This is a genomic window from Chryseobacterium sp. UYP7, assembly GCF_056279225.1.
Genome location: NZ_JBWBQW010000002.1, coordinates 216,484 through 235,941 on the forward strand (window position 1 = coordinate 216,484; position 19,458 = coordinate 235,941).

Annotated in this window: 18 protein-coding genes; 15 read left to right on the forward strand and 3 right to left on the reverse strand. The window is 37.2% G+C overall.

All coding sequences use genetic code 11. The features are described 5' to 3' along the window. Window positions 1-4: 4 nt before the first annotated feature. The 5 genes from ACZ9HT_RS05290 to ACZ9HT_RS05310 all read left to right on the forward strand — a co-directional run bounded on the left by ACZ9HT_RS05290 (window position 5) and on the right by ACZ9HT_RS05310 (window position 3,856). On the forward strand, window positions 5-850 hold the full coding sequence (locus ACZ9HT_RS05290) for a phytoene/squalene synthase family protein (RefSeq protein WP_476039416.1): 846 nt from the start codon (window positions 5-7) through the stop codon (window positions 848-850). Then, the gene (locus ACZ9HT_RS05295) at window positions 850-1,308 is read left to right on the forward strand and encodes a hypothetical protein (protein ID WP_476039417.1); all 459 of its coding nucleotides are present in this window, start codon (window positions 850-852) and stop codon (window positions 1,306-1,308) included. The genes ACZ9HT_RS05290 and ACZ9HT_RS05295 overlap by 1 nt, the downstream gene beginning before the upstream one ends. A gap of 1 nt (window position 1,309) precedes the next feature. Next, on the forward strand, window positions 1,310-1,783 hold the full coding sequence (locus tag ACZ9HT_RS05300) for a sterol desaturase family protein (protein ID WP_476039418.1): 474 nt from the start codon (window positions 1,310-1,312) through the stop codon (window positions 1,781-1,783). Between the two features lie 163 nt (window positions 1,784-1,946). Beyond that, on the forward strand, window positions 1,947-2,432 hold the full coding sequence (locus ACZ9HT_RS05305) for an SRPBCC family protein (RefSeq protein WP_476039419.1): 486 nt from the start codon (window positions 1,947-1,949) through the stop codon (window positions 2,430-2,432). Beyond that, window positions 2,429-3,856, forward strand: a complete 1,428-nt coding sequence (locus tag ACZ9HT_RS05310; RefSeq protein ID WP_476039420.1) for an SDR family oxidoreductase — start codon at window positions 2,429-2,431, stop codon at window positions 3,854-3,856. The genes ACZ9HT_RS05305 and ACZ9HT_RS05310 overlap by 4 nt, the downstream gene beginning before the upstream one ends. Window positions 3,857-4,058: 202 nt before the next feature. Here ACZ9HT_RS05310 and ACZ9HT_RS05315 read toward each other — a convergent pair whose 3' ends face one another. Then, window positions 4,059-4,667: a Crp/Fnr family transcriptional regulator gene (locus ACZ9HT_RS05315; protein ID WP_476039421.1), complete on the reverse strand. Its 609-nt coding sequence runs from the start codon at window positions 4,665-4,667 to the stop codon at window positions 4,059-4,061. Window positions 4,668-4,672: 5 nt separating this feature from the next. Further along, window positions 4,673-6,358: a gamma-glutamyltransferase gene (gene ggt / locus ACZ9HT_RS05320; protein ID WP_476039422.1), complete on the reverse strand. Its 1,686-nt coding sequence runs from the start codon at window positions 6,356-6,358 to the stop codon at window positions 4,673-4,675. Between the two features lie 245 nt (window positions 6,359-6,603). On the opposite strand from ggt, the gene ACZ9HT_RS05325 reads away from it, so the two are divergent. The 8 genes from ACZ9HT_RS05325 (at window position 6,604) to ACZ9HT_RS05360 (ending at window position 16,174) form a co-directional block, all read left to right on the forward strand. Beyond that, the gene (locus tag ACZ9HT_RS05325; RefSeq protein WP_476039423.1) at window positions 6,604-9,471 is read left to right on the forward strand and encodes a TonB-dependent receptor plug domain-containing protein; all 2,868 of its coding nucleotides are present in this window, start codon (window positions 6,604-6,606) and stop codon (window positions 9,469-9,471) included. Window positions 9,472-9,716: 245 nt separating this feature from the next. After that, window positions 9,717-10,688, forward strand: a complete 972-nt coding sequence (locus ACZ9HT_RS05330; protein WP_476039424.1) for an NAD-dependent epimerase/dehydratase family protein — start codon at window positions 9,717-9,719, stop codon at window positions 10,686-10,688. After that, window positions 10,688-11,440: a polysaccharide deacetylase family protein gene (locus ACZ9HT_RS05335; RefSeq protein ID WP_476039425.1), complete on the forward strand. Its 753-nt coding sequence runs from the start codon at window positions 10,688-10,690 to the stop codon at window positions 11,438-11,440. Before ACZ9HT_RS05330 ends, ACZ9HT_RS05335 begins: the two co-directional genes overlap by 1 nt. A 153-nt stretch (window positions 11,441-11,593) precedes the next feature. Continuing rightward, a complete protein-coding gene (locus ACZ9HT_RS05340) occupies window positions 11,594-13,195 on the forward strand; it encodes a T9SS type A sorting domain-containing protein (RefSeq protein WP_476039426.1) in 1,602 nt (533 codons plus the stop codon). A gap of 130 nt (window positions 13,196-13,325) precedes the next feature. After that, window positions 13,326-13,667: a 30S ribosomal protein S6 gene (gene rpsF / locus ACZ9HT_RS05345; RefSeq protein ID WP_449559678.1), complete on the forward strand. Its 342-nt coding sequence runs from the start codon at window positions 13,326-13,328 to the stop codon at window positions 13,665-13,667. A 27-nt stretch (window positions 13,668-13,694) separates the two neighbouring features. Next, a complete protein-coding gene (rpsR, locus tag ACZ9HT_RS05350; RefSeq protein ID WP_476039427.1) occupies window positions 13,695-13,997 on the forward strand; it encodes a 30S ribosomal protein S18 in 303 nt (100 codons plus the stop codon). 128 nt (window positions 13,998-14,125) lie between these two features. After that, complete coding sequence (rplI, locus tag ACZ9HT_RS05355) at window positions 14,126-14,647, forward strand: 50S ribosomal protein L9 (RefSeq protein ID WP_476039428.1); 522 nt, start codon at window positions 14,126-14,128, stop codon at window positions 14,645-14,647. Between the two features lie 120 nt (window positions 14,648-14,767). Beyond that, a complete protein-coding gene (locus ACZ9HT_RS05360; protein ID WP_476039429.1) occupies window positions 14,768-16,174 on the forward strand; it encodes a chloride channel protein in 1,407 nt (468 codons plus the stop codon). Window positions 16,175-16,229: 55 nt separating this feature from the next. Here ACZ9HT_RS05360 and ACZ9HT_RS05365 read toward each other — a convergent pair whose 3' ends face one another. Then, window positions 16,230-17,750: an FMN-binding glutamate synthase family protein gene (locus ACZ9HT_RS05365; protein WP_476039430.1), complete on the reverse strand. Its 1,521-nt coding sequence runs from the start codon at window positions 17,748-17,750 to the stop codon at window positions 16,230-16,232. Window positions 17,751-18,391: 641 nt separating this feature from the next. Here ACZ9HT_RS05365 and ACZ9HT_RS05370 point away from each other — a divergent pair. Further along, the gene (locus ACZ9HT_RS05370) at window positions 18,392-19,075 is read left to right on the forward strand and encodes a DUF4197 family protein (RefSeq protein ID WP_476039431.1); all 684 of its coding nucleotides are present in this window, start codon (window positions 18,392-18,394) and stop codon (window positions 19,073-19,075) included. Window positions 19,076-19,144: 69 nt separating this feature from the next. After that, window positions 19,145-19,453 (forward strand): DUF493 family protein, encoded by a 309-nt coding sequence (locus ACZ9HT_RS05375; RefSeq protein WP_476039432.1) that lies wholly within the window; start codon window positions 19,145-19,147, stop codon window positions 19,451-19,453. Window positions 19,454-19,458: the final 5 nt, after the last annotated feature.

The following is a 19,458-nucleotide window of genomic DNA, read 5'->3' on the forward strand; positions in this document are numbered from 1 at the left end:
TCCCATGAATAATTTAGAAATTTTTAACTCTTTTTGCGGACAATCGTCGAAAATGGTTACCGAAAAATACAGCACCTCTTTCTACAAAGCCTCGTCGCTTTTTCAGCCAGAGATCCGTCAACACATTTATAATATTTATGGATTTGTACGGTTGGCAGACGAAATTGTAGATACTTTTCATGATTATGACAAAGTGACTTTGATGGCTGAATTCGAGACTTCTTACCATTCTGCGAAAACAAACTGCATTTCTTTGAATCCAATTTTGCATTCCTTTTGCCTCACGCAAAGAGAAAAGAATATTCCGCAGCATTTGGTTGACGCTTTTTTGCATTCTATGAAAATGGATCTGGGGGAAATCAAAGATTTAAACGATGAAAAATACAATGAGTATATTTATGGCTCTGCAGAAGTTGTGGGTTTAATGTGTCTGAAAGTTTTTGTGAATGGCAATGACGAAGAATATGAAAAGCTGAAACCTTTCGCACAGAGCCTGGGTGCGGCTTTTCAAAAAATAAATTTCCTGCGCGATATTAATGCAGATTTTATTGATTTGAACCGGACTTATTTTCCTAACGTCGATTTTACCAATTTTTCTAATGAAGATAAAAAGACGATCGAAAATGATATTGCCAAGGATTTCGAACACGCAAAAATTGGAATTAAAATGTTGCCGATTTCAAGTAAATTAGCAGTTTTTATGGCTTATAAATATTACTTCAACCTCTTAAAGAAAATTAAAAAAACCAAACCAGAAATGCTTTTAACCAAAAGGATCAGAGTTTCAAACGCACGTAAAATGTATCTTTTTGGTGAGATGATCTTAAATAAAAATTTGAACCTACTTTAATGAAAAGATTTAGTTTAATTCTATTTCTAATATTTTCTCAAATGACATTTTCTCAAAATTTAGAAGAGTGCAGGACTTTGTTGAGAGCCGGCGAAAATTCCGAGAGATCCGCAAAGATGCTGATCGAAAAATCTTCGGACGCTTACAACAAAACGAAAGAGCCTATTTACGCTGGGTTCTTGGCGTGTGGCCAGTTTTTTATGGCAAAACATGTTTTTAATCCTTTAAAGAAAATGTCTTATTTTAATGAAGGAAAAAAGTTAATGGACAATGCTGTAAAATTAGAGCCAAACAATATCGAGATCAGGCTAATGCGCCTCATAACGCAGGAAAACGTTCCCAAAATTTTAGGTTACAATCATAACATTTCCGAAGACCGCAGTTTCTTAGTTAAAGAATACAAAAATACGGATGACGGTAATTTAAAATTGTACATTAAAAATTATTTAAAATTATAAAATGGAAATTCTAGGATATATTCTAATAACTCTTGGCGTCTTCGTTACCATGGAAGGCGTTACGTGGCTTACCCACAAATTCGTAATGCATGGTTCCGGCTGGTATTTTCACGAGGATCATCATCAACCGGGATATCCACACGTTTTTGAAAAGAACGACGCTTTCTTTATCGTTTTTGCGATCCCAAGTATGCTGCTCTTTTTTTTCGGAACCTGGTATGGCCTAAACTGGATGTTTTTCGTCGGTCTGGGAATTCTTTTATATGGTATCGCCTATTTTACGATTCACGATGTTTTAATTCACCGAAGATTTAAATGGTTTGAAAAAACAAACAACTGGTATTTGCGTGGTTTAAGAAAAGCACACAAAATGCACCACAAACATTTGGGGAAAGAAGAAGGCGAATGTTTCGGGATGTTATATGTACCGCTTAAGTACTTTAAAGAAGCGCGATTGTCAATCTCAAAGAAATAAATCTAGAAGCGCTATTATTACTTAATTTTAGATGTTTTCAGCTTTCTACTCCCGTTTCTTTTTTTTTAGGAAGACACGCTCTACTTTTGCACTCTATTATATTCGATCGTTCCTGTATTTGAATATTTAAGATTGAAAGAAATATTTCGCACAAAAAATTATAATGAAAATCAACATTACCAAACAATCTGGAATTTACACTTTGACTTCCGAACAAATACTGCCTATTTCTCTAGAGAAAGCCTGGGATTTTTTTACGGTTCCGATGAATTTAGATAAGATCACGCCGAAGGAAATGGATTTCAAGATCACTAATAATCCACCGGCAAAAACGTATAAAGGACAGATCATTACTTATAAAATTGGTATTCTGCCCGGAATTAAATCGAACTGGATCACAGAAATTACGCAATTAGAAGATCATCAGTTTTTTGTTGATGAGCAACGCTTCGGACCTTACGCAATGTGGCATCACGAACATCATTTTGAAGAAATAGAAGCTGGAAAAGTGAAGATGACGGATATTGTAAATTTCAAAATGCCTTTCGGCGTTTTAGGTGATTTATTTGGTGGAGCTTTGGTCAAAAATAAAGTCAGATTTATCTTCGAAAGCCGCTATACTATTTTAGAAAAATTCTTAAAACCATGAAAATACTTCTTACAGGCGTTACCGGTTATATTGGCAAAAGGCTTCTGATCCAGTTATTAGACGAAGGTCACCAAGTGGTTTGTTCTGTAAGAGATCATCAACGTTTTGTAGCTCATTTATTTAAAAATAAATCCGCTCAGATTGAGGTTATAGAAAATGATTTTTTAAACGAAAAAACGTTAGATAATATTCCAAAAGATATTGAGGCTGCTTATTACTTAATTCACTCCATGTCCTCAAGTGAAGGAGATTTTGAAGAAAAAGAAAAAATTTCTGCCGAAAATTTCCGTCGTGCTTTAGAAAAAACCAATGTTAAACAGGTGATTTTTCTAACCGGAATTATTAATGAGGAGAAACTATCAAAACATCTTCAGTCGAGAAAGAATGTAGAAGAAGCCTTGCAAAGTTCAGTTTATGGATTGACAAGTCTTCGCGCGGGAATTATCGTAGGTTCCGGAAGCGCATCTTTTGAGATCATTCGCGATATTGTTGAGAAATTACCGGTAATGGTCGCTCCAAAATGGCTCAATACGAAATGTCAACCTATTGCAATTAGAAACGTTATTCAATATTTGAATGGCGTTTTAGGAAAAGAATTTACCTATAATCAACATTATGATATCGCAGGAACTGATATTTTAACGTACAAAGAAATGCTTCTGCAGTATGCGAAAATTCGGGGTTTAAAACGGACTATTATTATTGTTCCGGTAATGACGCCTAAGTTATCTTCGTACTGGCTATATTTCGTAACCTCTACCAGTTATTTTCTTGCACAAAATTTGGTCGATAGCATGAAGATCGATGTTGTTGCAAAGAAAAATGACCTGGCTGAAAAATTAGAAATTCATCTTTTTTCTTATCAGGAAGCGATAAAACTGGCATTTGACAAGATCAAACAAAACGATGTTTTATCGAGTTGGTATGATTCTTTTACGAACCAGTTTCACACACGACAGGTTTGGCAATATTTAGAAGTTCCGGATGAAGGTTGCTTTAAGGATATTCGCGAAATTAAAGTGGATGATGAAGAAGCGGCAATCAACCGAATCTTTAGTATCGGTGGTAAAACCGGGTGGTATTACGCAGATTTCCTCTGGAAAATTCGCGGATTTTTGGACAAGCTTTTTGGTGGTGTTGGTTTAAGACGCGGTCGCCGAAATGTGACTGAATTAGATGCCGGAGATTCCGTAGATTTTTGGCGTGTTCTTTACGCAGACAAAGATAAAAAACGACTTTTGCTTTTCGCTGAGATGAAACTTCCGGGAGAAGCGTGGCTGGAATTTAAGATTAAAAATGGCGTTTTGCATCAGGAAGCAACTTTTCGTCCGCTCGGGATTTCAGGCAGATTATACTGGTATTCCGTTTTGCCTTTTCACGGTTTAATTTTTAATGGAATGCTAAAGAAATTAGCGGGGAAATAAATTCATTTCTTAGTCTAAAAACTTGATCCTTTGCTGTATTATCTCTTCAATGATATAAAATTTGAAAAACCATTTCAAAATGAATTCTTCAAAATAAAAAATACAGCAAAGGCAAGGATCGAGATCACTCTCTTTTATTCATCTTGTGTCGAAGAATCAGTGTAAAGATAAAACAACGCTTTCTTAACCCACTTAACATTTGTTAATTCCGACTTATTTTGAATCTTTCTGCGCGAATTCTGGATAAATGAACCGGCGAAATATTAAGCCAGGATGCGAGATGTTTTAAGGGTACCACATTTAAATAGCGCGAAAAATAACTTTCGATATAATCATAGTTCTCGCTCGCCGTATTAAAGCTGATTGTGTTTCGAAAATTCATTAATTTCACATAATGCTCCTCCATAATTATGAGTCCAAATAGAGCCCAATCATGGTGTTCAATATAAAGCTTCATTAAATTTTCCCGATCAATAGAATATAGGGTAGAATCTTCGTAACAACGAATATCACATCGACTTACTGTTTGAGAACTAAAACTTTCATACTCAGTTATCAGAGTTTTTTCCTGTTCCAGCCAGATCGTTTTTTCTTCGCCCTCCTGATCAACAAAATAGCAGCGCGTGATCGAATTTTCAGCCATAAAAATACCTTTACATACTTCACCTGCTTTCAAAATAAAATCCCCACTTTTACAAGTAAATACCTGAAAGTGTTCCAAACCAATTTCCAGCATTTCCAGATCAAAATCCGGTTTATACGAAAGTACTTTGTTTCTTATAAAATCTTTTTCTCTTATATTTTGTATCATATCACTTATTCTACACCTACAGAATCATCGCCGCGACCGTCTGCAACTGCAACAGCATTTCCATTTTCGTCGATAACGATCATTTCTGTTCTGCCGATCTGGGAGGTTCTTTCAATTTTATAGTTCATCTTTTCTAAATCCCTGATCGTTGTTTCCGGAAAATTCTTTTCGACCAGTACACTTTCGGGTAACCATTGATGATGAAATTTCGGAGTATTGACGGTCATATTAGGATTCAATCCGAAATCCACAACATTTACGATTGATTGGTACACCGAAGTTGGGATTGTAGTTCCACCTGGAGTTCCGACGATGATATAAGGTTTTCCGTTCTTCAAAACAATGGTTGGAGTCATAGAACTTAACATTCTTTTTCCGGGTTTAATAGAATTTGCTTCTCCACCAACTGCACCAAACATATTGGGAACACCGGGTTTTACAGAAAAATCATCCATTTCATTATTGAGGAAAAATCCGGCGCCGGAAACAACGACTTTGCTGCCGTACAAGCCGTTTAAAGTTGTGGTAACTGAAACTGCATTTCCGTCTTTATCAACTATAGAAATATGGGTGGTTTCTGTAGATTCTTTGGGTTGAGGAATAATTTTACCGACTTCTGCACTTGGTGTTGCGGCATTTTTATTGAAGGTTTTCCAGCGGTTTTTTAAATATTCATCCGAAATCAGCATCTCGGTTTGATCTTTAATAAATCCCGGATCACCCATGTATTCTGCACGATCCGCAAAAGCGCGACGTTCGGCTTCTACCATAATTTGAACAGCCTGAGTAGAATTCTGCTGGTATTTTTCTAAGTTTTCGAAACCGCTCATTTTCAACATTTGGGCTAAAAGAATTCCACCACTCGAAGGCAAAGGCATTGATACGATCTCGTTTCCTTTGTAATTAAAAGCGATCGGTTTGCGTTCGGCGACTTTATAATTTTTGAGATCATTCAACGTAACAATTCCATTTCCGCGCTTCATTTCCTGCACGATCAGTTCTGCCGTTCTTCCTTCGTAGAAACCTTTTTCACCATTTTTCTGAATGAGTTTTAAAGTTTCTGCGAGTTCTTTTTGAATTAAAAGATCGCCTTGTTTCCAGGAAGAAGTTTTTTGAAAAACGGTTTTGGTTTTATTATGTTCGTTAAAAGCTTTCATTTCGCTGTTGAGCAGATTGGCTTCTTTTTGCGTCAGAGAAAAACCCTGTTCCGCTAAATCGATTGCGGGCTGAATGAGTTTTTCCATAGGAAGTTTTGCATATTTTAAAGTGGCAAAAAATCCGGCGACAGAACCTGGAACTCCGACAGCTAATCTTCCATTTTGGGAAAGATCGGTATTGGCATTTCCTTTCTTATCAAGATACATATCTTTCGAAGCTCTTTCTGGCGCAGTTTCGCGATAATCCAATGTAAATTTTTCCCCGTCATTTTTTACGCCGACCAAAAATCCGCCGCCACCAATATTCCCGGCTTGTGGATAAACAACAGCTAAGGCGAATTGTGTTGCGATCACTGCGTCATAAGCATTTCCGCCCATTTTCATAATTTTCGCGCCGGCTTCACTGGCTAAAGGATGAGCAGAAACAACCAATCCTCTGTCTTTGGTTCGGATTTCTTTTACAATATTAATGTCGGTGAATTGTGCAAAGGCAAACTGAGAAATAACTAAAAATGACAGAAAAAGCTTTTTCATAATATGGAATTTTATCAAAAGTAAGGAAACCTTTAAAATAAGTAATTTTTATTTTAAAAAAATGCTAAAATAAGATGATCAGAAATTTCTATAAAAATTTTCATAAAAACATCAAGACAAAAATACTGGTTTGGGTAATTATCAATAAATTATACTATTTTATGAATATAAAAATAACAAAAGAATAGATTTTATTGTTATTATTCATTATTATTAAATATATTTGATAAAATAAATAAACGACTATGAAGAAAAAGAATGTTCAGATCATCGCGCTGTGTGGATTTTTCTCACTCGCATCGGCTTACACCTTTGGTCAGGAACGGGACACCATCCGATCAAAAAATATTGAAGAGGTTAATTTGACCGTGGGATCCAGAAATAAAAACAGAGTTGCGACGGATACACCAGTTCCTGTTGATGTTATCAATATCGCCGCACAGGGAATTTTGAGCCCACAAACAGATTTAAATCAAATTTTAAATTTCGCTGCTCCATCATTCACCTCAAATACGACTACAGTTGCAGATGGAACAGATCACATAGATCCTGCTCAGTTGCGAGGTTTAGGGCCTGATCAGGTTTTGGTACTATTAAATGGAAAAAGAAGACATACTTCTGCATTGGTAAATATTAATGGTTCGCCCGGAAGAGGTTCGGTGGGTACAGATCTAAATGCAATTCCTGCTTTCGCAATTGAAAGATTAGAAGTATTGAGAGATGGTGCATCTGCACAATATGGTTCTGATGCTATTGCCGGTGTAATTAACGTGGTCATGAAAAGAGCGACCAATCAATTAACAGCTGCAATGACGGTCGGAAGTTTTAATTCTAAAGGCGCTAATGATCACAACGGTGGTTGGGATGGCGAGAAATATCAATTAGATCTTAATTATGGAGCTAGAATTGGTTCCACTGGTTTTATTAATTTTACCGGAAGCTTAATGTCGCGCGGTGATACGAGACGTGCGAGACCAAGAACCGGTACTATTTTTAATGCTTACAATGCCGTAGAACAGCGCGCGTTGGCCAATGGAATAAATATTTCTTCTTTATTTGACAATATTAACAACACGCCAAATACTCAGCAAATTATTGATAATATCCATCAATACGCGGCAGGGGTTGATTATTTCAGTACAGCGCAACAAAATGCAATTCAATCAGCTACTACCATAAGTGGTTTACAGTCTGCACTGGGTTTTGATGTGACTGAAAATGAGCTGGCTTACAGAGGTTTGAGCAGAGAAGATTTTAATATGAGAGTTGGTCAATCTAAATTAAAAACAGGCCAATTATACGTAAATTCTGAATTCCAACTCGGTGCTAATATTAAAGGATATGCTTTTGGTGGCTATTCTTACAAAGACGGTAACGCGGCGGGTTTTTACAGATTACCCAATCAATCCAGAACATCTACCTCCATTTTCCCCAACGGATTTCTACCGGAAATTGCTTCCGCTGTAATTGATAAATCTCTGGCTGCAGGTTTCAAAGGGAAATTGGGAAGTTTTAATTATGATTTTAGTAACACTTTCGGCCAGAACACTTTCGATTACACCATTAAGAATACGGCCAATGCAAGTTTAAATTATCCAAGCAAGACAGAGTTTGATGCGGGATCACTTGGGTTTTCCCAAAATACAATCAATTTGGATATGGATACGAAAGTTGACTGGTTACACGGTTTAAATTTAGCTTTTGGTGCAGAATCAAGATTTGAAAATTTCAGAATCACTCAGGGAGAAGAGTCTTCTTATGCGCTTTATAATATTTATGAAGATATTCAAAATCCCAACACAGTTAATATTCTGAAACCCACGGATTTTTTCGGAAACACAAGACCTGGTGGAGCCCAGGTTTTCCCAGGGTTTAGACCAGAAAATGCAGTGAGCAAAGACCGAACTTCTTTTGCATTGTATTCTGATAATGAATTAGATGTTACCGAAAAGTGGCTTCTTAGTGCTGCTTTACGATTCGAAAACTATTCCGATTTTGGTTCCACTTTCAATTACAAAGTTGCGACCAGATATAAAATTACCGACAATATCAATTTCCGTGGTGCGCATTCAACAGGATTTAGAGCACCATCGCTTCACCAGATTTCGTTTAACTCCACCTCTACTCAATTTGTTGGAGGTACAGCATTTGAAGTGGGAATCTTCAGCAATGATTCCAAATTAGCTGAACTGTTAGGAATTAATAAGTTGAAACAGGAAAAATCAACCAGTTTTTCCGCAGGATTTACGGCTAAAATTCCGCAGGCCAAACTATCATTCACTTTAGATGGATATTACATCAAAATTAAGGATAGAATCACTTTAACAGATCAATTTTCCCCAACACCTGCAACTCAGTCTTTATTTACCCAGGCTGGAGCAACTGCTGCCGCGTTTTTCGCAAATGCGATCGATACGCAAACAAAAGGGATTGAAGGAGTTGTTTCGCAAAAACTCACCTTTTCTAATTTTAAATTAAATAATGATCTGGCGGTGACCGTTTCTACCACAGAACAGGTTGGTGATATTCACTCGTCCGAAACTTTAAAAAATTCCGGGCAGGAATCCAGATATTTCTCCGAAGCAAGCCGTATTTACTTGCAGGAAGCAGTGCCAAGATTTAAAGCCTCTTTAATTAATATGCTGGAATTTAATAAACTAAGTTTCCTTTTGAAGAATGTTTATTTCGGTAAAGTAACCGATCCTAACACGGTTGATGTGAATGGAAATGGACAAATTGATGCCATCGTTGTCAACGGACAAGCAATCGAAAACGAACATCCAATATGGGCTGGAAAATTAATTACTGATTTATCCGTTGCTTATAAATTTACAAAGCAATTAAGTTTAACAGTAGGTGCAAATAATTTATTGGATATTTATCCGGACGAAAACTATGGACCAGTCTCCGCAAAAAGACCTACTAACTTAATACCTACAAATAATCCTCAATATAATCCTACCGGTGTAAATTCGAGTGGAAATGTAGAATATTCAACAATAACTCCTTCCGTTGATTTATCAAATGCCAACCAGTTTGTGTACTCCAGAAACACTTCCCAGTTCGGAATGAACGGCAGATTTCTTTTTGTGAGAGCGAATCTTTCTTTTTAAATTATTTTTTATTTATTAATGAATGCTGTTTTACAAATGTAGAACAGCATTTTACGTTTTGAAGGTCTACCAATTAAAAGAAATAATTTTATTCTCAATTTCCCGCTGCGACCCGACTTGAATGGATCCCGATGTAAAATCGCGAGAGAACGGAAGGCGGAAAAAGTCGCCCAAAAAATTATTTTGATATTACTATTTCTTTTACCCTTCTATTTTTCTAAATTTGTGCACCTTAAATTCTCACTATGGAATCCTACACAGAAAAAATTCTTATTACCGGCGCGCTTGGACAAATCGGTACCGAACTCACGAACCGACTGGTTGAAATTCACGGCGCCGAAAATGTAGTGGCTTCCGGATTGGATCGCTGGGATAAAAACCTGACTTCTGCGGGATTTTATGAAAGAATGGATGTTACGAACACGCAACTTGTAAGACAGGTGATCAAAGATTATCAGATCACGACGGTTTATCATTTGGCTTCTCTGCTATCTGGAACCTCCGAAAAACAGCCACTTTTTGCCTGGAAACTGAACCTGGAACCTTTGTTACATTTCTGTGAACTGGCAAAAGAAGGTTTGCTGAAAAAGATCTTCTGGCCGAGTTCTATCGCAGTTTTCGGGAAAGGAATTCCGAAAGAAAATGTTGGACAAGATGTCGTTTTGAATCCAACAACGGTTTATGGAATATCCAAAATGGCGGGGGAAAAATGGTGCGAATATTATTTCGATAAATATGGCGTTGATGTAAGAAGTATTCGGTATCCCGGATTAATTTCCTGGAAAACTCCGGCAGGCGGCGGAACGACTGATTACGCCGTAGAAATTTTTTACGAAGCCATCGAAGAAGGAAAATATACCAGTTTTATTTCTGAAGATACTGCAATGCCAATGTTATATATGGAAGACGCAATTAATTCGACTTTGAAATTGATGGACGCGCCAAAAGAAAATTTAACGGTTCACACTTCTTATAATTTGGGTGGATTATCTTTCACGCCGAAACAGCTGGCGGAAGAAATTCAGAAAGAAATTCCGAAATTTACAATTGATTATACGACTGATTTCCGACAGGCAATTGCAGATTCGTGGCCGGCTTCTATCGATGATTCTATCGGAAAAAAAGACTGGGGATTGTCTTACGACTACGATATTACCGCGATGACAAAAGACATGTTAAAGAATCTTCGTGTAAAACTGGGCGCTAAAAAAGATTAATGATCCTGTTAACTTTCAACATTATTAAAAACAAAAGTAATTTTGAAAAGAATTACCTTCTCGATGATGCTGAAATTTCAAAAATAACAGAACAAAATACGACCTCGGTTCTGCGGATCTTGGAAAACAATAATGTCCTGGCTACATTTTTCATTGAAGTTTCAATTGTTGAAAAGCTGAAACCTTTAATAAAGAAAATTATAGGAAATGGTCATGAGATCGCTTTCTATAATGAGAACTCTTCAGTACTGGATATTGAAAATACGAAGAAAAGTATTGAAGAATATACGGAGAAACTGATTCGGGGAATCCGACAGAAAGAAGTTTCTATTTCTGTGGAGGAATTAAAGGGTCTGGGCTTCAATTATATCTCAAATATTGAAAATGCGAATATTCTTTTCCCACTGAAAAGACTGGAACGCAGCACTCAGATTGTGCAGCAGAAAGGTTTGAATATCATTCCAGAAAGCATTTCGCCCTATTCTCAGATTCCTTATAATGATTTTGTTTTTCAGGTGATGCCGCATCAATATTATCAAAGTATGGTTTTAGAGACCATTAAAAATGATGATTTCGTCTTGGTTTATCTCAATTCCTGGCAATTCACAGATTTCGAAAAACTCAAATTTAAGATCTCTTTTTACCGAAAATACAATTCGGGACGAAAAATGGAAGACAAACTGGAAAGCTTTCTGCAGTGGTCGAACGAAGAAAATTTAGCTTTTTCCAGAATGAAGGATTTTATTTTTTAATTTGAAAAACGCTGATCTAAAATTTTTGATTACTTGATTCGCAACTGCATCTCGCTTTTAATATAATATCCAAATTCAAACTTACTTTTTATTGCATAATGATTTATTTTTTGGTACTTTTGAAACAAGTTTAACCAAATTAAATATTTTATTATGAAAAAAATTCTACTTATTGCCGGTTTTCTGGCGATTCCGTTCTTGGGGAACTCCCAGATCTTCCAGGAAAATTTCGACGGTAACGGTCCCGGATTCGCGGCCTGGACGTTAATTGATGTAGACGGTCTTGTACATGATGCAGCCGTAACAGACTTTGACGCAGGTGCGTGGATCAGAAAAAACAGAGGTGGACCAATACCAAATTATGGAGGTCCAGATAACGATTTTGCCGCAATGAGTTCTTCTTATTACAGTCCGGTCGGAACATCAAACGACTGGCTTATCTCTCCACAAATTGTAATGCCTGCAGCAAATGCTTTCCTTCAATGGGATTCTAAAGCGCAGGATCTTACTTTTAAAGATGGATATAAAGTGATGTTGGCACCAAATGGTGGAAACACTGTAGCAGATTTTACGGTAGAATTATTCAGCATTGCTGCAGAAAATTCAGCCTGGACTACAAGAACTGCGAGTTTAAATGCTTACGCAGGAACTACTGTTCGTATTGCATTTGTTAACAATTCAACAGACAAGTTTGTTTTATTGATGGATAACATTTCTATAAACGTTGCTCCTACTGTTGCGCCAAACTGCGCTACTCTTTTAACTCCGACGAATGGTGCTACAGGAATTAATTACCTAAATCCAGTTACTTTAACATGGTCTGCTCCAACAGCTGGAACTGCTCCAACGAGTTACGACGTTTATTTGGGTACAACTCCAAATCCTACCACTTTACTAGGAAATGTAAGCGGTACAAGTACCACAGCTCCAGGACTTGCTGCTTCCACGACATATTACTGGAAAGTAGTTCCTAAAAATGCTGCAGGTTCTGCAACAGGCTGTATGGATTTCTCCTTTACTACTGCGGCAAATCCTTTCGCTCCATATTGTGGACCGTTAGTATTTAGTTCTTCAACAGAACCGATTACTCTGGTTGATTTCGCAGGTATTAATAATGCGAGTACGGCAGTTACAACAGGAACTCCTGGTCACGAAAACTTTATCTCTATTGTAGGTAGTGTAACGCAGGGAACTTCTTACCCTATCGTCTTAAAAGGAAATACAGCAGGTAACTATACAAACAGATTCGTAGTATTTATCGACTGGAACCAGAATGGTACTTTAGATGATGCTGGCGAAGTTTATCAAATTACTCAACTGTTGGTTAATTCTACAGGAACTGACGCGGGTCAGGTAACTCAAAATATTGCTGTACCAGCAGGTGCGACTTCAGGAAATACAAGAATGAGAGTTAAAAAGATCTTCGGTACAACTAATTATGTTAACCCTTGTTTAGGATCTTCATTCGGACAGGCAGAAGATTATACGATCAATGTAGGAGTTTTGGCAGTAAACGATAACGTTAAAAATTCAGTTAAAGTTTATCCAAACCCTGTGGTAGATTACTTAAATATTGAGTCTCCAGCAAAAGTGAAATCAGTTTCTGTTTTCGACTTGTCTGGTAAATCCGTTTCTACTACAATGTTAAACGCTACAAAATCGCAGGTTGATTTATCAAAATTAGCTCCGGGAGTTTATATGGTGAACATTGAAATGGACAATGAAGTTAAAACTGTAAAAGTGATCAAAAAATAAATTTCACATTTAATAATAGAAGGTCTGTAGAAATACAGACCTTTTTTTATTTATTTACCTGAAACATTGCGGCTTCAGAAAAAAAATTATATTTTTGCAACTTGAAATAATTAACAAATTACTTAACATTATGAACAATTACGAAACTGTTTTCATTTTAACTCCCGTTCTATCTGATGCTCAGGTGGAGGAAGCAGTAAAAAAGTTTGAAGATCTATTGACTTCAAACAATTGCGAAATCGTTGCCAAAGAAAATTGGGGACTAAAAAAATTAGCTTATCCTATTCAATTAAAAAAGAATGGATTCTACACTTTGATCGAATTTAAAGGTGAAGGTACAGTAGTTGCAGATTTAGAAACTGCTTACAAACGTGACGAGAGAGTGATCCGTTATCTTACTACTAAACTGGACAAACATGCGATCGAGTATGCAGTTACAAGAAGAACGAAAGTAAAAACTGCGAAAGTTTAATTTTAACCCTCAAAAAAAAGAAAAGTTATGGCAATAGATGATATGGCAAAACAAGCCTCAGCTGGAGGAGAATCTGAAGTAAGATTTTTAACTCCACTTGATATCAATACAAAATCTGATAAAAAATACTGTAGATTCAAAAAATACGGAATCAAACATGTTGATTATAAAGATCCAAATTTCCTTATTCAGTTTGTAAACGAACAAGGTAAAATCTTACCTAGAAGATACACAGGAACTTCTTTAAAATACCAAAGAAAAGTTTCTGCAGCAATTAAAAGAGCAAGACACTTGTCTATGATGCCTTATATTGCAGATCTTTTAAAATAAAACTGCTTTAAGCAATACGCGTTATGCATGTGCAGACTGCGAAATTAGTTGCTGAATAAAAATTTAATTCTAACGATTTTTAGACTATAGATTTATTTCTAATTCTAAAATAAATACGGACAACAACAATGGAAATTATATTAAAAACAGACGTTGAGAACTTAGGACTTGAGTTCGATACGGTAAATGTAAAAAACGGTTATGCTAGAAACTTCCTATTACCAAAAGGTTTAGGTCTTTTAGCAACACCAAAAAACAAAGCAGCTTTAGAAGCTACTTTGGAAGCTAGAAAAGAAGAAGAAGCAAAATTAGTTGCTGCAGCTAATGCAACTGTGGACCAATTGAAGAAAACGAACATCACCATCGCTACGAAAGTAGGTTCTGGCGATAAACTTTTCGGATCGATCAACAATGCTAATCTTTCTGACGAATTATCTAAAGCAGGTGTTAAAGTTGATAAAAAATACATCAAGATTCCTGGAAATACGATCAAGAGAACTGGTAAAGTAACTGCGATCATCAGACTTCACAGAAATGTAGAACACAACTTCGAATTCGATATTGTTTCTGATGCTCCACCGGTGGCAGCTGCTCCAAAAGCAACTCCAGCTCCGAAAAAAGTAGAAGAAACTCCTGCTGAAGAAGCTTAAGAGTTTTGAAAAATAAAGATAAAACCGGTCTCGTTTGCTAGCAAACGAGACCGGTTTTTTTGGCTCAAATTTCTGATAACAATAATCTTCTTTTTAATTTTAAAGTAATAATTTTGGTTTATGCTTAAAATCTTCGCTTACTTGAAACAGAGTATTAAAAGATCCTTCGACAATCTGCACAACGAAAAACTGAAGAATAATCTTTTGCAGGCTATCCCGTTTTGGGTGGGTTCGTTAATTACGGGAGTTTTCGCAGTTTTATACGCGAAGGCATTTATGTGGGGCGAAGCACTAATGAATTTAATATTCGACTGGCATGCCTGGATGATCTTCATTATTGCTCCGGCAGGATTTGTAACGTCATGGTGGCTCGTAAAACAATTCGCGCCTTACGCAAAGGGAAGTGGAATTCCGCAAGTAATGGCTGCTGTAGAACTGGCTAATCCCAAAGAGCATACTAAGATCAGAAACCTTCTAAGTTTAAAGATCATCATTTTTAAAGTGCTGTCGAGTTTGGCTTTGATCATTGGTGGTGGTGCTGTTGGACGGGAAGGTCCGACCATTCAGATCGCCGGCTCCGTATTTCGGAAGGTAAATGAATATCTCCCCGAATGGTGGCCAAAGATCTCTAAAAAAAACATGATCATGACTGGTGCTGCCGCGGGACTTTCAGCAGCATTTAATACGCCTCTGGGCGGGATTGTTTTTGCAGTCGAGGAACTTTCGAAAACGCACATCAACTACTTTAAGACCGCTCTTTTTACGGCGGTTATTATCGCGGGTTTAACATCGCAGACTTTAGCCGGTTCCTATCTTTATCTGGGTTATCCGAAAACTGCAAACGTGGGTTTGAGCATTATGTTCCCCGTTATTATAGTTTCGGGAATTGCGGGCGTTTTTGCGAGCCAGCTTTCCCTGATAATGCTTCGAATAAGTGCCTGGAATAAATCTTTGAAAACCGATAAAGAGAAAGTAGCTTTTCTGGTTGTTTGTGCTTTAATCATCGCTTCACTAGCCTTTTTTGTAAACAGAGAAATTTTGGGTTCCGGAAAAAACATAATGGAACGAACCCTTTTTACTGCCGACAAGCATGAAGAATGGTATATTCCGTTTTTCCGTATGATCGGGCCGGCTTTATCCTTTACTTCTGGTGGTGCAGGTGGAATTTTCGCACCGGCACTCTCTGCTGGAGGAAGCATTGGTTCGGTAATATCGGGCTGGATCCATTTAGGACCGAACGAAACCAATGTTGTTATTTTAGCAGGAATGGTTGCTTTCCTTACTGGCGTTACAAGAGCGCCGTTTACCTCGGCAATTATTGTTCTGGAGATGACCGATCGCCATTCCCTCATCTTTCATCTGATGCTTGCAGGAATGGTTTCATCTCTGATTTCTTTAATGGTGAGCAAAAGATCACTTTACGATACATTGAAAATGTCTTATCTGGAAGAATTACGCACTGATGAAGAAAATATAAGAGAGAACGAGAAAGAAAAAGAACGGGAAAGCCGACAGGACGACTACTAATATAAAAATCCCCTAAAATTTAAATTTTAGGGGATTTTTTTTCGAAACCAGAAAATTAATATCTGCCGGTATGTTCTTTCACATTTCCTAAAATATCCGGGAAATAAACATCTGCCAGATGTTCAAACTCGTCACCTCTCATAAACATGCTTGCATCAACTTCTTCATAAGAATTTTTTCCTGCTGCACCGATCAGCTCGTTGCAGGTGTGAAGCGTATTTTTATGAAAATGGTAAACCCGCTCGCTTTTATCGGTAACGTCTAATCCTTTGATCAACATTTTATCCTGCGTTGCGACTCCTGTAGGGCAGTTATTCGTATTACATCTTAAAGCCTGAATACAACCGAGCGCAAACATAAATCCACGGGCATTATTACACATATCTGCACCCATCGCGATAGCGCGTAAAATATCTAAAGCTGTTAACACTTTTCCACTCGCAATAATTCTTACTTTATCTCGTACGTTGAAAATATTTAAAGTTCTGTTGACAAAAATCAAGGCCGGTTCCAAAGGCATTCCTACTCCATCCGAAAATTCCGGCGGCGCGGCTCCTGTTCCTCCTTCTGCGCCATCAATGGTAATAAAATCCGGATAGATCTTCATTACGTTCATCTGGACACAAATATCCTCAAACTCTCTCGTATCGCCAATACACAATTTAAAGCCGACAGGTTTCCCCCCAGACAATTCTCTTAATTGTTGTACGAACCTCAGCAGTCCAGATGCATCTGAAAAAGAAGAGTGCGAAGGCGGAGAAATAATTGTTATCCCTGGTTGTACGTGTCGAATTGCCGCGATTTCTACGGTATTTTTCGCTCCCGGTAAAACGCCTCCGTGACCGGGTTTTGCACCTTGTGAAAGTTTAATTTCTATCATTTTCACATTTGGAATTGTGGCATTTTTCGTAAAGATTTCCGGTGAAAATTTACCTTCTTCATCTCTGCATCCAAAATAGCCTGTTCCAATTTGCCAGCATAGATCACCACCTTCTAAGTGATAAGGAGAAATTCCTCCTTCACCCGTATTGTGATAGAAATTTCCTTTTTTAGCTCCTCTGTTCAGGGACATTTGAGCGCGGTCACTCAAAGAACCAAAACTCATCGCAGAAATATTGAATAAAGAGGCATTATATTTCTGCGTACACTGTTCCCCGCCTACCAGAACGCGCGGTAGATCTTCTGCAGGTGAATGTGCATAGATCGAATGTTTAATCCCCTCATATTTTCGTTGATTCACCTCTAACTGAGTTCCAAATGGAACGGTATCGCTTAAATTTTTCGCACGCCGGTAAACAGCAGAACGCTGATTTCGTGGAAAAGGTTTACCGTCTGTTTCTCTCTCTATAAAGTACTGCTGCATTTCTGGCGAGATACTTTCAAAAAAATATCTAAAATACCCAATAACAGGAAAATTCCGAAGGATAGCGTGTTTGGACTGCGTTACATTATAGATTCCTAATGCATAAATCGCAGACAATAACACTGGGATCCAATAATGTGCTTTAATAAGGAGCGAAATCGCCCAAATTACTATTAAAATAACGGCACCCCATCGAATGAATTTATCTCTCATTATAAAATTTTTTAAGAATTTCTCCAAATTTAGCAATAATATATGGACAAAAAAAACCGCTATCAATTATTGAAAACGGCTTTGTATAAGTGAGTGACTCTATTTGTTCCAGGTGATTTTTAGTTTTTGAACCTCATCAGAATTATTACCAATCATGATTTCAAAATCCCCGGATTCCCAGTCGAAATCTACTTATTGGTTATTTGAACGCCAGCAACTTTACCCTGCATCAAACTTATAGGATTTCCATTAGGTTTATCTGCTAGATCTTTTGCAGTAACTCAACCGATACTTCCTCTGATGTTTTCTTTCTTTTGAGTACCATAACCGATCAACACACCCCTTCAATCGGTTGCGTTTTCAGAGCGTCTTTCGTAGTTTCCTGCGCACTAACAGTCATACCGAAGTAGCGTGCGCAGGCAGGCAAGCGAACTTTAAATTATTGTGTATAATATAATAGTTTTATAATTTTTAGTTTCGAATGCGCAAGTGCCGATGATCATAACTATCTCAAAGACAGATACTAGATTTATACAACACTAAGAATGACATAACATTTTCTAAATTATGTTAAAAATTTCTTTTCCCTAATTGGCTTAATATTTGAGAATCAATCTGCAACAATCAAATAATTTAAGATCATGAGAAGAAATACCATATTAGTTGCCACAATGGCTGTTGTTACACTTGGAACAACAACTCAGTCATGTGTTGCCTTAGCAACCTCGAGCGTTGGGCTTGCAGTTTTGAAACAAATTTTACTGGGTGGAATTACGAAAGGACTCAATATTTTTAGCAATAAAGACAGCTTTCTCGCAAATCAGTTGATTGATGCTGCGATGCCTCAACAGTTAAAAGACGTTAATAATACGTTGCAAAAACTGGGATTAAGTAATCTGGTTCAAAAGGAGAAGGAATACATTGCACAAGCCGCTCAATTTACCGTTGACACTTCCCGACCCATTTTAATTAATGCCGTTAATAATTTAACAGCTGCAGACGCCGGAAGAATTGCACAGGGTGGAACCGGAGTTGCCACACAGATTTTGAGAGAAAGAACTTCTCAACAGTTAATGGCTGCAATCGCTCCAAAAGTTGATGCAAAACTGAATGAATTCGGAATTGTGAAAACGCTCAATAATGCTCTGGCGGGTTCCAATATATTAGGGAATTTATTAGGCGGACAAAACTCAACCGTATCAGCAACGGGTGGAATCAGCAGATTCGCATCTGAACAAATGGTAAATGGATTGTTTAACATCATTCAGAACCACGAACAGCAAAACTCAAGTGCCCTTATGAATTCCTTAAACGGAATGAAATAATTGGATTAAATTTAATTATATTTGAATTCCGATCTCCTCGGAATTCTTTCATTTTAAAAAACATACAATATGCTAAATATTATAGGCGAAGAGGGTGAAAAAAATCCCGAAGAATTTTACGCTTCCTTAAAAGAGAAATTAGAAGCGACTCACCAGTTTCCGGAAGATTATCTTTATAAGTTCATTATTACCAATGACGAATCAAAACATACCGAAATATTTCGGGTTTTTGATGATATTAAATTTACATTGCAAACACGCGACAGTAAAAACGGGAAATACAGTTCCATCAGTATTAATGCTTTCGTTTTAGATGCAGATCAGGTCATCAAAATTTATAAAGAAGTTGGAAAAATTCCAGGCGTAATAATGCTCTAGCAAAA

Excerpts from the sequence above, each read along its gene's own strand:
- rpsF (WP_449559678.1), top strand. The coding sequence starts at position 13,326 with ATGAACAATTACGAAACTGTTTTCATTTTAACTCCCGTTCTATCTGAT.
- ACZ9HT_RS05310 (WP_476039420.1), top strand. The coding sequence starts at position 2,429 with ATGAAAATACTTCTTACAGGCGTTACCGGTTATATTGGCAAAAGGCTT.
- ACZ9HT_RS05375 (WP_476039432.1), top strand. The coding sequence starts at position 19,145 with ATGCTAAATATTATAGGCGAAGAGGGTGAAAAAAATCCCGAAGAATTT.
- ACZ9HT_RS05370 (WP_476039431.1), top strand. The coding sequence starts at position 18,392 with ATGAGAAGAAATACCATATTAGTTGCCACAATGGCTGTTGTTACACTT.
- ACZ9HT_RS05330 (WP_476039424.1), top strand. The coding sequence starts at position 9,717 with ATGGAATCCTACACAGAAAAAATTCTTATTACCGGCGCGCTTGGACAA.
- ACZ9HT_RS05300 (WP_476039418.1), top strand. The coding sequence starts at position 1,310 with ATGGAAATTCTAGGATATATTCTAATAACTCTTGGCGTCTTCGTTACC.
- ACZ9HT_RS05290 (WP_476039416.1), top strand. The coding sequence starts at position 5 with ATGAATAATTTAGAAATTTTTAACTCTTTTTGCGGACAATCGTCGAAA.
- ACZ9HT_RS05360 (WP_476039429.1), top strand. The coding sequence starts at position 14,768 with ATGCTTAAAATCTTCGCTTACTTGAAACAGAGTATTAAAAGATCCTTC.
- ACZ9HT_RS05335 (WP_476039425.1), top strand. The coding sequence starts at position 10,688 with ATGATCCTGTTAACTTTCAACATTATTAAAAACAAAAGTAATTTTGAA.
- ACZ9HT_RS05295 (WP_476039417.1), top strand. The coding sequence starts at position 850 with ATGAAAAGATTTAGTTTAATTCTATTTCTAATATTTTCTCAAATGACA.
- ACZ9HT_RS05325 (WP_476039423.1), top strand. The coding sequence starts at position 6,604 with ATGAAGAAAAAGAATGTTCAGATCATCGCGCTGTGTGGATTTTTCTCA.
- ACZ9HT_RS05365 (WP_476039430.1), bottom strand. The coding sequence starts at position 17,750 with ATGAGAGATAAATTCATTCGATGGGGTGCCGTTATTTTAATAGTAATT.
- rpsR (WP_476039427.1), top strand. The coding sequence starts at position 13,695 with ATGGCAATAGATGATATGGCAAAACAAGCCTCAGCTGGAGGAGAATCT.
- ACZ9HT_RS05305 (WP_476039419.1), top strand. The coding sequence starts at position 1,947 with ATGAAAATCAACATTACCAAACAATCTGGAATTTACACTTTGACTTCC.
- rplI (WP_476039428.1), top strand. The coding sequence starts at position 14,126 with ATGGAAATTATATTAAAAACAGACGTTGAGAACTTAGGACTTGAGTTC.
- ggt (WP_476039422.1), bottom strand. The coding sequence starts at position 6,358 with ATGAAAAAGCTTTTTCTGTCATTTTTAGTTATTTCTCAGTTTGCCTTT.
- ACZ9HT_RS05315 (WP_476039421.1), bottom strand. The coding sequence starts at position 4,667 with ATGATACAAAATATAAGAGAAAAAGATTTTATAAGAAACAAAGTACTT.
- ACZ9HT_RS05340 (WP_476039426.1), top strand. The coding sequence starts at position 11,594 with ATGAAAAAAATTCTACTTATTGCCGGTTTTCTGGCGATTCCGTTCTTG.